Here is a 14,059-nt window from a genome sequence, read left to right on the forward strand (position 1 = left end):
GCCCATCACGCCGCGTATTTGCGTCATTATAGCCAATCGAAGCGCGCACTCCGGTGGCTGCGGACGGCCGGGAAAACAGCGCAAATCACGCTAGAAATATCGCGCGCGGGCGGCAAACCAGCCGCATGCGTCCATTCAACCAATCGACGAAAACAGGAGACAGGCATATGGAAGAGGCAAAGCATTTCATTGGCAACAAGTGGGCCGCGGCGGCAAGCAATGAGACGATTCCCGTCCTCGATCCGTCCGACGGCCAGGTCTTCGCGCAGCTCGCCCGCGGCAACGCGACGGATATCGATCGCGCGGTTCAAGCGGCGCGGCGCGCCTATGAAGGCGCCTGGGGCAATGCGAGCGCGGCGGAGCGCGGCCGCGTGCTGTATCGGCTGTCGATGATCATTGCCGCCCATCAGGACGAACTCGCGCATCTCGAAGCGCGAGACACCGGCAAGCCGCTCAAGCAGGCGCACGCCGATGCCGCCGGTATCGCGCGGTATTTCGAGTTCTATGCGGGCGCTGCCGACAAGCTCCACGGCGAAACCCTGCCCTATCAGCACGGCTTTACCGTGCTGACCATTCGCGAACCGCACGGCGTGACCGGGCATATCGTGCCGTGGAACTATCCGCTGCAGATCTTCGGGCGCAGCGTTGCCGCCGCGCTCGCGGCGGGCAACGCGTGCGTGGTGAAACCGGCGGAAGACGCGTGTTTGTCCATATTGCGCATAGCCGAACTGGCCGCCGAGGCGGGTTTGCCGGAAGGCGCGCTGAACATTGTCACCGGTTACGGATATGAAGCCGGCGCCGCGCTCGCGCGTCATCCGGGCATCGATCACATTTCGTTCACCGGCTCGCCCGCCACCGGCGCGGCAGTCGTCAAGATGGCCGCCGATAACCACGTGCCCGTCACGCTGGAACTCGGCGGCAAGTCGCCGCAAATCGTCTTCGCCGATGCCGACTTTGACGCCGCCCTGCCCGTCCTTGTCTCGGCAATCGTGCAGAACGCGGGGCAAACCTGCTCGGCGGGCAGCCGCGTGCTGATAGAACGAGCCGCTTACGAGCCGCTGCTGGATCGCTTGAGCGAGGCCTTCAGCGCGTTGAAGGTCGGGCCGAGCACGCTCGATCTCGATTGCGGCCCGCTCATCAGCGCAAAGCAGCAGCAGCGCGTGTGGGATTTTCTCTCCGATGCCCAGCACGATGGCATTGCAATGGCCGCGCACGGCGAAGTGGTTGCCGAAGCGCCGGAAGCGGGGTTTTACCAGGCGCCGACGCTTCTGCGCGATGTGCCACCGTCTCACCGGCTGGCGCGAGAAGAGGTATTCGGTCCGGTCCTGTGCGCCATGCCGTTCGACGACGAAACCGATGCCCTGAAACTCGCCAACGGTACGGACTTCGGGCTGGTCGCGGGCATCTGGACACGCGATGGCGGAAGGCAAATGCGCATTGCGCGCAAGGTGCGCTCGGGGCAAGTGTTCATCAATAACTATGGCGCGGGCGGCGGTATCGAATTGCCGTTTGGCGGAGTCAAGCATTCGGGGCACGGCCGCGAGAAAGGCTTCGAGGCGCTGTATGGATTCACGGTGCTTAAAACCATCGCCATCAAACACGGTTGAATAATCAAACCAGGAGACGACATGAGACTGCAAGGCAAGACGGCAACTGTGACGGGCGGCGGATCGGGATTCGGCGAAGGCATTGCGAAGACGTTTGCGCGCGAGGGCGCGAATGTCGTGGTGAACGACCTCAACGGGGCATCGGCGGAACGGGTCGCGAGCGAGATTGCGGTGAATGGCGGCAAGGCGATTGCCGTTGCCGGCGATGTGACGAAACAAGCCGACTGGAAGACGCTTTTCGATGCCGCCATTGAAGACTTCGGCAGCGTTCAGGTCGTGGTGAACAACGCGGGCACGACGCACAGGAACAAGCCGGTGATGGAAGTCACAGAAGCCGAATTCGACCGCGTCTACGCGGTGAACGTGAAAAGCATCTATCACAGCGTGACGCAATTCGTGCCCTATTTCCGCTCGGTTGGCGGCGGGGCGTTCATCAATGTGGCATCGACGGCGGGCGTGCGGCCGCGGCCCGGATTGGTCTGGTACAACGGCAGCAAGGCGGCGGTGATCATTGCGAGCAAGGCGCTGGCGGTCGAACTCGGACCCGACCGGATCCGCGTGAATTGCATCAACCCGGTGATGGGCGAAACCGGCTTGCTGTCCGAGTTCATGGGCATGGAAGACACGCCCGCGAACCGTCAGAAGTTCCTGGCGACGATTCCGCTGGGACGCCTCTCCACACCGCAGGACATTGCGAACGCGGCGTTGTATCTCGCCTCCGATGACGCCGAGTTCATTACCGGCGTGGCGCTCGAAGTCGACGGCGGACGCTGCGTCTGAATTCTCGGGGAAAGCCTCTGGCGGATGCTTGGCGCTTGGTGTTTTCCCCATATAAAACAGACGCTTGCAGGCGATGCCTAACGACTAGAATCGTTACTCCCACCGATAAAAATATTCAGGAGACAGCATGGCCAGTACCGCGGATGAGTTTCACCGGCCGGGCGCGGGCGCGCCGCTTTCAGCGTTCGAAGCCGCAACGTACAAGAAAGTCGCGTGGCGGCTTTCGCCGTTGTTGCTGCTTTGCTATGTCGTCGCGTATCTGGATCGCGTGAATGTGGGCTTCGCCAAGTTGCAGATGTCCACCGACCTTGGCCTGAGCGACGCCGTTTATGGCTTCGGCGCGGGCATCTTTTTCTTCGGCTATTTCATCTTCGAGATTCCGAGCAACATCATCCTTCATAAGGTCGGCGCGCGGGTCTGGATTGCGCGGATCATGATTACGTGGGGCATCATCTCGGCGCTCACCATGTTCATCACCACGCCCACCATGTTCTACGTGATGCGCTTTTTATTGGGCGTGGCCGAAGCCGGATTTTTCCCCGGCATCATCTTGTATCTCACGTACTGGTTTCCGGCGGAACGGCGCGGGCGCATGACGACGTTGTTCATGACCGCGATCGCCGTGTCGGGGCTGATCGGCGGACCGGTGTCGGGCTGGATCATGAAGAGCTTCGATGGCGTCAACGGCTGGCATTCATGGCAATGGCTGTTCTTGCTCGAAGGGCTTCCTTCGATCGTGGTCGGGATTCTGGTGTTTATCTTCATGGACGACCGGATCGCCAAGGCGAAGTGGCTGACAGCCGAAGAGCGTGAACTGCTGGAGAGGAACATCGCGAAGGACAACGTCGAGAAAGTCGATATGCCCGTGCGCGAAGTGCTGAAAAATGGCCGCGTATGGTCGATGAGCCTGACGTATTTTTCCTTCGTGATGGGCTTGTATGGCGTGAGCTTCTGGCTGCCAACGATCATCAAGGCGACCGGGGTGACGGATGCGCTGAATATCGGGTTGTTATCGGCGATTCCGTTTGGCGCGGCGGTGATCGGGATGCTGCTGGTCGCGCGCAGTGCGGACAAGCGGGGCGAACGGCGGTGGCATATTGCTGTTCCGGCTGCGGTCGGCGCGTTGGGGTTGGTGCTGTCGGTCGTGTGGTCGACGAATACGCCCTTGGCAATGCTCGGCCTTACTTTGGCGACAATGGGCATTCTCACGACGCTGCCGCTGTTCTGGAGTTTGCCTACAGCCATGCTGGCCGGAACCGGCGCTGCTGCGGGAATCGCGATGATCAATTCGCTTGGGAATTTGGCGGGATTTCTGAGCCCTTATCTCGTTGGATGGTTGAAACAGGTGACCGCGTCCAACGCCAGCGGCATGTATATGCTCGCGGCGTTTATGGTTTTGGGCGGATTGCTCGCGTTGAGCGTGCCTAAGCGGGTAGTGAATCGTTAAGCGCTGCCTTGCGCGTCACCGGACCCGGGCATCCGGTGACGGCGTGCACAGTAATTGCTCGTCTTGCCTTATCGAGACCTTCTGGCTCATCAACCGTTGCAATAGCGCTGCGCGCTCCACCTCTAAGCCTCCCGCACCGCCATAAGGCGCTCTCCCTGCCCGCGCACCAAAATCATGCATCCGACGAATTCCGTCGATGCGCATCATCGCCCCGCAGCATCTGAAACCCCCGCCCATCCAGCATTCCGCTCCAATTGGCATACCCCTTGCAGTACCTCCTTAACTGACTCTCCGTCAGCGATATCAAAAACCACCAGACACCCGCTTTAAAACAAACATATCGGCAAGGGGAAATACATGAAACGACGCAGTCTTCTGAAGTTCGGCTCCATGTCGGGCGCACTCGCCATTGCGGGACAATTGCCTATTACCAAAGCGCAAGCCGCCGATACCGGACCGATTAAAGTCGGCGTTCTCCATTCGCTCTCAGGCACGATGGCGATTTCGGAAACGTCGCTGAAAGACACTGCGCTAATGACCATCGCCCAGATCAATGCAAGCGGTGGCGTGCTGGGGCGTCAACTTGAACCGGTCGTCGTGGACCCGGCATCGAACTGGCCGCTCTTCGCCGAAAAAGCCCGCCAACTGATCTCGCAAGACAAGGTGGCCGTGACGTTCGGCTGCTGGACTTCCGTGTCGCGTAAATCGGTGCTGCCCGTGTTCGAGGAACTCAACGGCCTGCTCTTCTACCCGGTGCAGTACGAGGGCGAAGAGATGTCGAAGAACGTGTTCTACACAGGCGCCGCGCCGAATCAGCAAGCCGTCCCCGCAACCGAATATCTGATGAGCAAGGAAGGCGGCGGCGCGAAGCGCTTCTTCCTGCTCGGTACCGACTATGTGTATCCACGCACTACAAACAAGATCCTGCGCGCATTCCTGCACTCGAAGGGCGTGAAGGACGACGACATCCAGGAGGTCTACACACCGTTCGGCCACGCCGACTATCAGACCATCGTTGCGAACATCAAGACGTTTTCCCAAGGCGGCAAGACGTGCGTGATCTCGACAGTGAATGGCGACTCGAACGTGCCGTTTTATAAGGAACTCGGCAATCAGGGATTGAAGGCGACCGATGTGCCGGTCGTGGCGTTCTCGGTGGGCGAAGAGGAACTGCGCGGTATCGATACAAAACCGCTCGTCGGCAATCTGGCCGCGTGGAATTACTTCATGTCGCTGAAGAACCCGGAGAACACGAAGTTCAAGGCCATGTTCGCCGACTGGGTGAAGAAGAACAACCTGCCGGGCGGCACGAAGCGCGTGACGAACGACCCAATGGAAGCAACCTTCGTCGGCATCCACATGTGGAAGCAGGCGGTTGAAAAAGCGAAGAGCGTCGATGTCGATAAAGTGCGCGTGGCCATGGTCGGCCAGAAGTTCGCGGCGCCGTCGGGCTTCACGCTCGAGATGGACGGCAACCACCACCTGCACAAGCCGGTGATGATCGGCGAGGTGCGTGCGGACGGCCAGTTCAACGTCGTGTGGCGCACGAAGACCGCGATCCGCGCGCAGCCGTGGAGCCCGTACATTCCGGGCAACGAAGGCAAGCCAGATGTCGTCAGCTCGATTCCCGAGTTCCTGCGCCGCCGTCGCGTTGCTTAAGGTTTCATAGAGTTTCACAAGCTTCACTAAGTATTCAGTCGAAGACCGGACCGCCGCGCTCGAAGCACAACTACAAGAGCGGCGGTTCGTATGTTCTACCTGACAGGCCATTCATGACTGATTCGATTCTTCGCTTCGCTCGCCGTGGCCTCTGCGCAATCCTGATTGCCTGTATGCCGCTTGCCGCGTTCGCGGCACTCACAACCGATGACCTCGCGCCGCTCGCCGCCGACGATTTCGACGCCAAATCCGCTGCCATCGACAAACTGATCGCCAACGCCGACGCGCCCTCTATCGCTGTTTTGAACGCGCTCGCCGACAGTTCCCTAGTCGCCACCGACGCTGGCCGTGTCCTCATCCAGACCGATGACGGCAACAAGGACCCGCTGACCAGCAAGACCGTTGAAGCGCCCGACGCACAACCGGTCACGCTGAACAACCTGCTGCGCTCGAAGGTATCGGGCGCGTTGTCGGGCTTGCAACTGGCATCGCCGGATATTGAAAAGCGGCGCGCCGCAATCGATGAATTGCTGAAGAACGCCGATCCGTCCATCAAACCGCTCGTCGACAAAGCCCGCGCGAAAGAGACCGACCCGACGCTGAAAAAGCGCCTCGATACGCTTTGGGCAACAACCGCCCTTCACGATACCGACGCCAACAAGCGCCTCGAAGCCGTGCAACTGGTTGCCGCGCGTCACGACCTCGACATGAATGAACTGCTGCGTCCGATCGTGGTGAAGAACGCCGACGGCACGTTCGCCGAACCCGACGCGCGCGTGCGTGCGGCGGCGCAAGCGGGCATAGAAGAACTCGACTCCATTCAGCGACGCGGCCAGATTGCCGGCACGATCTTCGCGGGTTTATCGCTGGGCAGCGTGTTGTTGCTGGCCGCGCTTGGGCTTGCGATCACGTATGGTTTGATCGGCGTGATCAACATGGCGCACGGTGAATTCCTGATGATCGGCGCATATGCCACGTACGTTGTCCAGAACCTCGTGCAGCATTACGCGCCCGCTGCGTTCAACTGGTATCCGCTATTTGCCGTACCCGTTTCATTCGCGGCGGCGGCGGTGGTTGGCATTGTGCTGGAAAGGCTTGTGTTGAAACATCTCTACGGGCGTCCGCTCGAAACGCTGCTGACCACGTTCGGCATCAGCCTGATTCTCATACAGGCAACGCGCACTATCTTCGGCGCGCAGAACGTGCAAGTGACCAATCCATCATGGATGAGCGGCGGCGTGTCCGTCATGCAGAACCTGATCCTGCCTTATAACCGCCTGACGATTCTCGGCTTCTCGCTCGTCGTGGTGCTGCTAGCGTGGGTCGTGCTGACGAAAACGCGGCTTGGCCTCTTCGTTCGCGCCGTCACGCAGAACCGCCGGATGGCGGCTTGCGTGGGCGTGAAGACGGCGCGCGTCGATTCATATGCGTTCGCTTTCGGCGCGGGGATCGCCGGACTGGGTGGTTGCGCGTTGTCGCAGATCGGCAATATCGGGCCGGACCTGGGGCAGAGCTACATCATCGATTCGTTCATGACGGTGGTGCTTGGCGGCGTCGGACAACTGGCGGGCACGGTGATCGGCGGATTCGGGCTCGGGCTGGTCAGCAAGACAATCGAGCCGTTCTGGGGCGCGGTGCTCGCGAAGATCGCGGTGCTCGTGCTGATCGTGCTGTTCATCCAGAAGCGTCCGCAAGGCATGTTTGCCCTGAAGGGCCGAAGCGCGGAGGCTTGAGATGAATACACCCAACGTCTCCGCGAATCTCGACGTCGCGCCTCAACCGGACGAGCAGGCGAAGCGCGAAGGTTTCGCGCTCGGCCTGCCGCCGCGCGCCGCGCTCTTGCCACGCAGCGGCTGGATTGCGCTGATCGCGTTCATCATTGCGATGGGAATCTGCGTACCGGTCGCCGCTTTAGTGCTGCCGGAATCGAGCGCTTTCCATCTCAGCGCCTATTCGATGACGCTCGTCGGCAAGCTGATGTGCTATGCAATCGGCGCGTTGGCGCTTGATCTCGTCTGGGGATACTGTGGCATCTTGAGCCTGGGTCATGCGCTGTTTTTTGCGCTCGGCGGATACGCAATGGGCATGTACCTGATGCGCTCCATCGGCCGCGAGGGAAATTATCAAAGCGACCTGCCCGACTTCATGGTGTTCCTCGACTGGCACAAGCTGCCGTGGTATTGGCAAGGCACGGAACATCTCTGGTATGCATTGTTGCTGGTGATCGTGGTGCCGGGCGTGCTGGCGTGGGTGTTCGGCTTCTTCACGTTCCGGTCGCGCGTGAAAGGCGTGTACCTCTCGATCATCACGCAAGCCATGACGTTCGCCGCCATGCTGCTGTTCTATCGCAACGAAACGGGCTTCGGCGGCAACAACGGTTTTACGGACTTCAAGCGCATCGCGGGCTTTCCGATCACCGCGGCCAGCACACGAACCGTGTTGTTCCTCATGACGCTTGGCGTGCTGATCCTTGCGTTCATCGCGGCGCGGGCGATCGTCACGTCGAAGCTCGGACGCGTCGTGACCGGTGTGCGCGATGGCGAAGCGCGGCTGATGTTCCTCGGCTACAGCCCGCTTGCCTACAAGCTCTTTATCTGGACCGTCTCGGCCGTGTTGTGCGGCATCGCGGGCGCGTTGTATGTGCCGCAAGTCGGGATCATCAACCCGAATGAGATGTCGCCGGGGAACTCCATCGAAATGGCGATCTGGGTGGCGGTCGGCGGACGTGGAACGTTGATTGGGCCGATCATCGGCGCGTTTGCTGTGAATGGCGCAAAGAGCTTTTTCACGGCGAATTTCCCCGAATACTGGCTGTTCTTTCTCGGCCTGATCTTCACGCTCGTGCCCTTGCTGCTGCCAGGCGGAATCATGGGTCTCATCGACATGGCGATGCGCAAGAAGAAAGCCGGAGGACATTCACATTGACCACCTCACCTAATGCGTATAACGCCCTGATTGTGGACCTGCCGCCCTTACCCGAACTGAACGAACGCAATCAGAACGGCATCACGGGACTCGGCCACGTGCTCGATCCGGGTGCTATCGATGTCTCGCACGGCACGATTCTTTATCTCGAAGACGTGACGGTGAGCTTCGACGGTTTCCGTGCGCTGAACAAGCTGACCTTGTCGATTGACGTGGGCGAACTGCGCTGCGTGATCGGTCCAAACGGCGCAGGCAAGACCACCATGATGGACGTCATCACCGGCAAGACGCGTCCGGATTCAGGCAAGGTTTTTCTCGGCCAGACGTTCGATCTCGCGCGCATGTCGGAGCCGGTGATTGCACGCACGGGCATTGGGCGCAAGTTCCAGAAACCGACCGTGTTCGAGAATCATCCGGTCTGGGAGAACCTCGAACTTGCGATGAAAACGGACAAGGGCTGGCTTGCATCGTTGCGTTCAAAACTGGATCGCGAGGCGCAGGCGCGCATCGAGGAAACGCTCGAACTGATCCATCTCGAAGCCGACGCCACGCGTTTTGCCGGCGAGCTGTCGCACGGCCAGAAGCAGCGGCTCGAGATTGGCATGTTGCTGATGCAGCAACCGGCGCTCCTTTTGCTCGATGAACCCGCCGCCGGCATGACGGACCACGAGACCATGCAGCTTGCCGAGTTGCTCAACAAGCTGCGCGGCACCTGTTCGATGATGGTCGTGGAACACGACATGGAATTCGTCGCGGCGCTTTCCGGCGACACGGGCCGCGTGACGGTCATGGCCGAAGGCAGCGTGCTTGCGCACGGCACGCTTGACGAAGTGAAGCGCGACGAGAAAGTGATCGAGTCGTATCTCGGCCGCTGACCGGGCCACCACGGAACCCCAAAATGCTCGAAGTCGATTCACTCAACCAGTTCTACGGCGGCAGCCACATCCTTCGCGATGTGAAGATGACCGTGCCCGATGGAAAACTGACGGTATTGCTCGGCCGCAACGGCGTAGGCAAGACAACGCTGTTGCGCTGCCTGATGGGCGTCGTCCCGACCAAAAGCGGCACGATCTCATGGCGCGGCGCGAAGATTTCCTCCATGCCGACTTACAGGCGCGTATCGAGCGGTCTTGCTTATGTACCGCAAGGACGCGATATTTTCGGCCGGCTCACCGTCGAGGAAAATCTGCTGGTGGGCGCGGCGAGCCGCAAATCTCCATCGAAAGTACCGGATCGCATCTACGAACTTTTCCCCGTGCTCAAAGAGATGAAACACCGGCGTGGCGGCGATTTGTCGGGCGGTCAGCAACAGCAGCTCGCGATTGGCCGCGCGCTGATGAGCGAACCGCAACTGCTGATTCTCGATGAACCCACAGAAGGCATTCAGCCATCGATCATCCAGGATATCGGGCGGACGTTGCGCCAGCTTGTGGACGAAATGGGCATGACCGTGTTGCTCGTGGAGCAGTATTACGACTTCGCGCGTGAACTCGCCGACCGGTATTGGGTGATGAGCCGCGGCGAAATCGTGGCGGGCGGTGCGGGCGCCGATATGGAAGCCGAAGGCGTGCGGGAGTTGATTGCTGTCTGACGCACGCCTTAAGATGGCGGCTCGTTCCGATCATTGAAGCCTCATGCACCACGACCCTGTCGCTGCACTTTTACCGTTGTCCGACGCTCACGAATGGCACGGCAAGCTCGAGCTTGGCTTCACACACCAAATGCCCGGGCGAACCGCGCTGACGCATCGCAGGCACGTTGGTCCGTTGCGCATGCAGCGCGCCTTGTACCCCGAAGGCGATGCCATTTGCCACGCGGTGATCGTGCATCCGCCGGGCGGCGTGGCGGGCGGAGACCGGCTCGCAATCGATATCGACCTGGCCGCGCAGACTCACGCCGTCATCACGACGCCCGGCGCGACCAAGTGGTACAAGGCGAACGGCAAGCTCGCGACGCAGCGCATCGGCATCCGCGTTGGCGCGAACGCCAAGCTCGACTGGCTGCCGCAGAACAACATCGTGTTCGAATCGTCGAATGTGGCGCTCGATTTCACGCTGACGATGCACGAGACGGCAACGGCCATAGGCTGGGACGCGATGCAATTGGGCCGTCAGGCGGCCGGCGAAAGATGGTCGGAAGGAAAGCTGGCGGCGATTGCACGGATCAAGGACAGCGCAGGCCGCTTGCGCTGGTACGAGCGCACGCTGCTTACCGCGGGCGACCCGTTGCGCCACGCGCCGCAGGGTCTCGCCGGTTTCCCCGCCTATGGCACGTTATGGGCGCTCGGCCCGGCTTGCGACGACGCGCTGGCGGAATCGATCACGGCCAACCTTCCGTTCAACGGAACCGTGCGCGCCGCCGCGTCTTGCGCGGCGCCCGGCGTTTTGATCGTGCGCGCCGCCAGCCATTCCATGGAGGCGCTGCAACTTCTGATGACGCAATGCTGGACGACGTTGCGCCCGCTGATTCACGGTATCGATGCAAAACCGTTGCGGATCTGGACAACTTAGCCGGATAAGTACGCATAAAACGGGCACCAAAAAAGTTCATAAAAAAGCCCACAATCAGTGCATCTCATAAATATGTCCGACTTGGAGCCTTACCCATCAAGGCTTTAAACCGATGGCACGACTCTCGCTTTATCATCTTTCCGACGTGCATCCAACAACGACCGCACCGCACCACACCGCCTCAAGGAAAGCCAACAATGACCAGCACGTTTCGCCGCAACGCCCTCCGTACGCTCGCCACCGCCCTTCTCGCCCTTCCGGCGCTCGCTTTGACCTCGATTACCGCCCACGCCGACGCGCTCGATAACATCACGAAAGCCGGCACGCTCAAAGTCGCCGTGCCGGAGGATTACCCGCCGTTCGGCGCGGTTGGCGGCGACATGAAGCCACAAGGCTATGACATCGACATGGCCGCGCTCCTCGCCAAATCGCTTGGCGTGAAGCTGGAACTCGTACCGGTCAACAGCGCGAATCGCGTGCCGTATCTGACGACAAACAAAGTGGATCTGGTGATCTCATCGCTGGGAAAAACGCCTGATCGCGAAAAGGTCATGGACTTTTCGGCCGCGTACGCGCCGTACTTCCAGGGCGTATTCGGCCCCGCCGACATCAAGGTCGCGGGCCCCGCCGACCTGAACGGCAAGACCGTAGGCGCCACGCGCGGCGCACTGGAGGAAATCGCGCTCACGCAAATGGCGCCGACCGCGAACATCAAGCGCTTCGAAGACAACAACGCGACCATCCAGGCGTTTCTATCGGGTCAGGTCCAGTTGATCGCGGCGGGCAATATCGTGGCGGCGGCAATCCTCGCGAAGAATCCGCCGCGCCGTCCGGAACCGAAATTCGTGATCAAGAACTCGCCGTGCTTTGTCGGGATGAACAAGAACGAACCGCGCCTGCTTGCGAAGGTCGATGCCGCCATCGCGCAGTCGAAGAAGGACGGCACGCTTGAAGCCATGTCGCAAAAGTGGTTCAAGGCGCCGCTGCCTGCCGGCCTGTAATCTCCAATCTCGCTCGAACACCGAAATCAATCAACAAGGCGCCGGTCAATGGCATATCAACTTCAGTTCGGCGACCTCGGGCAGTACGCGGGCATGTTCGCGAGCGGCGCGGCGATCACGCTCGGACTCACGGCTGTATCGACCGTGCTTGGCCTCGCCGTCGGCATTCTCGGGGCGGCGGGCAAAGGCAGCAAGTATCCGGCGTTGCGATCGTTCGTGGGCGGATACGTGGAGGCGATCCGCAATACGCCGTTCATCGTCCAGTTGTTCTTTGTGTTCTTCGGACTGCCGGCGTTGGGTATTCGCATCGATGAATACGTCGCCGCCGTGCTCGCAATGACGCTCAATCTCGGCGCGTATTCGGTGGAGATCATCCGCTCGGGAATCGCGGCGGTGCCGAAGGGACATCTGGAAGCGGCGGCATCGTTGGCGATGACACGTGGCGAGACCTTCCGGCACGTGGTTCTGCCGCAAGCCATAGCGAAGGTGTTTCCTGCGCTCACCAGCCAGATTGTGATCACGATGCTCGGCTCGGCGGTGGTGTCGCAGATCTCGGTGTCCGACCTGACCTATGCGGCGAGCTACATCCAGTCGCGCAACTTCCGCGCGTTCGAAACCTACTTCCTGATTACCGCGATGTACCTCGTGATGGCGATCATCCTGCGCTTCCTGCTCAACGAAGCCGGCAAGCGCATGTTCGCCCGCAACCTGCGAGGCGCGCGATGATCGAATTTACGTTCGAGCAAATCCTAGAGAATCTCCTGCTCGCGGCGCGCTGGACAATCGTGCTGTCGATTGTCTCGTTCGTGGCGGGCGGGATCGTGGGTTTCGTGCTGCTCGTGATGCGTGTATCGAGTTCGCGGGTCTTGCGGACCATCGTAAAGCTCTACATCGAAATATTCCAGGGCACGCCGCTCCTGATGCAACTGTTCCTCGTGTTCTTCGGCTTGCCTTTGCTTGGCGTCGAAGTCCAGCCGTGGATTGCGGCAACGGTCGGCCTCACGCTTTTCACGAGCGCGTATCTGGCGGAAATCTGGCGCGGCTGCGTGGAAGCGATTCCGAAAGGCCAATGGGAAGCATCGTCGAGTCTTGCGATGAACTACTTCGAGCAATTGCGCCACGTGATCCTTCCTCAAGCCACGCGCATCGCGATTGGACCCACGGTCGGTTTCGGCGTGCAGGCCGTGAAGGATACGGCGCTTGTTTCGATCATCGGCTTCACTGAGCTCACCAAGGCCGGCACGATGATTTCGAACGCGACGTTCCGCCCTTTCGTGGTCTACGGTCTCGTTGCAGTGATCTACTTCGTGATCTGTTATCCGCTCACCCGTTACGCGCGCACGCTCGAAAGGAAATGGAATGCCGCTCGTTGAAACGCAAAACCTCAAGAAGCAATTCGGCGCGAACCAGGTCCTGAAGGGCATCGATTTTTCGGTGGAACCGGGACAGGTGGTCGCGATCATCGGGCGCAGCGGTTCGGGCAAGAGCACGTTGCTGCGGACCTTGAACGGTCTGGAAAGTATCGACGAAGGATCGATAGAAATCGACGGCGAACATATCGATGCACGTCACGCCGACCTGCGCGCATTGCGCCTGAAAGTGGGCATGGTGTTCCAGCAATACAACCTGTTTCCGCATCTGACGGCCGGGCAAAACGTGATGCTCGCGCAAACGGTGGTCAAGAAAGTCCACAAGGCGAAGGCGCGCGCAACAGCCGAACAAGTGCTCGAACGCGTCGGTCTCGCCGATAAATTCAACGCGTATCCCGAGCAACTCTCCGGCGGCCAACAGCAGCGCGTGGCGATTGCCCGTGCGCTCGCCATGAAGCCAACCGTTCTTCTCTGCGATGAAATCACCTCCGCGCTCGATCCGGAACTCGTGGGCGAAGTGCTGGCCGTGGTCGAAAGTCTCGCTGCCGATGGCATGACGCTCATCATGGTCACGCATGAGATGCGCTTTGCGCGCCGGGTATCGAACAAGGTCGTGTTCATGCATCAGGGGCGCGTGTGGGAAAGCGGCACGCCGGAAGAGATTTTCGAGCGGCCGACGACTATCGAACTGCGCAAGTTCATTCAGTGAAGCGCCAATGATTCTGTAGGGAAGCGATGCTAGGATTCGCACCGAAAAACC

At 60.4% G+C, this 14,059-nt stretch carries 13 protein-coding genes; all 13 read left to right on the top strand.

What is annotated here, in order from left to right; translation table 11 throughout:
• The first annotated feature begins 167 nt into the window (after positions 1–167).
• Positions 168–1,607 (top strand): aldehyde dehydrogenase family protein, encoded by a 1,440-nt coding sequence (locus ACRWA7_RS28815; protein ID WP_438393844.1) that lies wholly within the window; start codon positions 168–170, stop codon positions 1,605–1,607.
• 21 nt (positions 1,608–1,628) lie between these two features.
• Positions 1,629–2,387 (top strand): SDR family oxidoreductase, encoded by a 759-nt coding sequence (locus ACRWA7_RS28820; protein ID WP_438393846.1) that lies wholly within the window; start codon positions 1,629–1,631, stop codon positions 2,385–2,387.
• 127 nt (positions 2,388–2,514) lie between these two features.
• Entirely contained in the window at positions 2,515–3,834 is a 1,320-nt protein-coding gene (locus ACRWA7_RS28825; RefSeq protein ID WP_060856121.1) for an MFS transporter, read from the top strand.
• 357 nt (positions 3,835–4,191) lie between these two features.
• A complete protein-coding gene (urtA, locus tag ACRWA7_RS28830; RefSeq protein WP_438393848.1) occupies positions 4,192–5,493 on the top strand; it encodes an urea ABC transporter substrate-binding protein in 1,302 nt (433 codons plus the stop codon).
• Between the two features lie 113 nt (positions 5,494–5,606).
• Positions 5,607–7,226, top strand: coding sequence for an urea ABC transporter permease subunit UrtB (gene urtB, locus ACRWA7_RS28835; protein WP_060856123.1), 1,620 nt, complete (start codon positions 5,607–5,609; stop codon positions 7,224–7,226).
• A 1-nt stretch (position 7,227) separates the two neighbouring features.
• Positions 7,228–8,418, top strand: coding sequence for an urea ABC transporter permease subunit UrtC (gene urtC, locus ACRWA7_RS28840; RefSeq protein ID WP_060856124.1), 1,191 nt, complete (start codon positions 7,228–7,230; stop codon positions 8,416–8,418).
• A gap of 56 nt (positions 8,419–8,474) precedes the next feature.
• Positions 8,475–9,293 (top strand): urea ABC transporter ATP-binding protein UrtD, encoded by an 819-nt coding sequence (gene urtD, locus ACRWA7_RS28845; RefSeq protein ID WP_244164064.1) that lies wholly within the window; start codon positions 8,475–8,477, stop codon positions 9,291–9,293.
• Between the two features lie 23 nt (positions 9,294–9,316).
• Complete coding sequence (urtE, locus tag ACRWA7_RS28850) at positions 9,317–10,009, top strand: urea ABC transporter ATP-binding subunit UrtE (protein ID WP_438393851.1); 693 nt, start codon at positions 9,317–9,319, stop codon at positions 10,007–10,009.
• Between the two features lie 43 nt (positions 10,010–10,052).
• A complete protein-coding gene (locus ACRWA7_RS28855; RefSeq protein ID WP_438393853.1) occupies positions 10,053–10,928 on the top strand; it encodes an urease accessory protein UreD in 876 nt (291 codons plus the stop codon).
• Positions 10,929–11,125: 197 nt separating this feature from the next.
• On the top strand, positions 11,126–11,929 hold the full coding sequence (locus tag ACRWA7_RS28860; protein ID WP_060856127.1) for a transporter substrate-binding domain-containing protein: 804 nt from the start codon (positions 11,126–11,128) through the stop codon (positions 11,927–11,929).
• Between the two features lie 48 nt (positions 11,930–11,977).
• Positions 11,978–12,655, top strand: a complete 678-nt coding sequence (locus ACRWA7_RS28865) for an amino acid ABC transporter permease (protein WP_438393857.1) — start codon at positions 11,978–11,980, stop codon at positions 12,653–12,655.
• Positions 12,652–13,302 carry an amino acid ABC transporter permease gene (locus tag ACRWA7_RS28870; RefSeq protein WP_060856129.1) on the top strand — a complete coding sequence of 217 codons (651 nt, stop codon included), beginning with the start codon at positions 12,652–12,654 and terminating at the stop codon, positions 13,300–13,302. Before ACRWA7_RS28865 ends, ACRWA7_RS28870 begins: the two co-directional genes overlap by 4 nt.
• A complete protein-coding gene (locus ACRWA7_RS28875; RefSeq protein ID WP_056355909.1) occupies positions 13,289–14,008 on the top strand; it encodes an amino acid ABC transporter ATP-binding protein in 720 nt (239 codons plus the stop codon). Before ACRWA7_RS28870 ends, ACRWA7_RS28875 begins: the two co-directional genes overlap by 14 nt.
• Positions 14,009–14,059 lie beyond the last annotated feature (51 nt).

It is taken from the genome of Caballeronia sp. DA-9 (assembly GCF_051615025.1).
Lineage (GTDB): Bacteria > Pseudomonadota > Gammaproteobacteria > Burkholderiales > Burkholderiaceae > Caballeronia > Caballeronia sordidicola.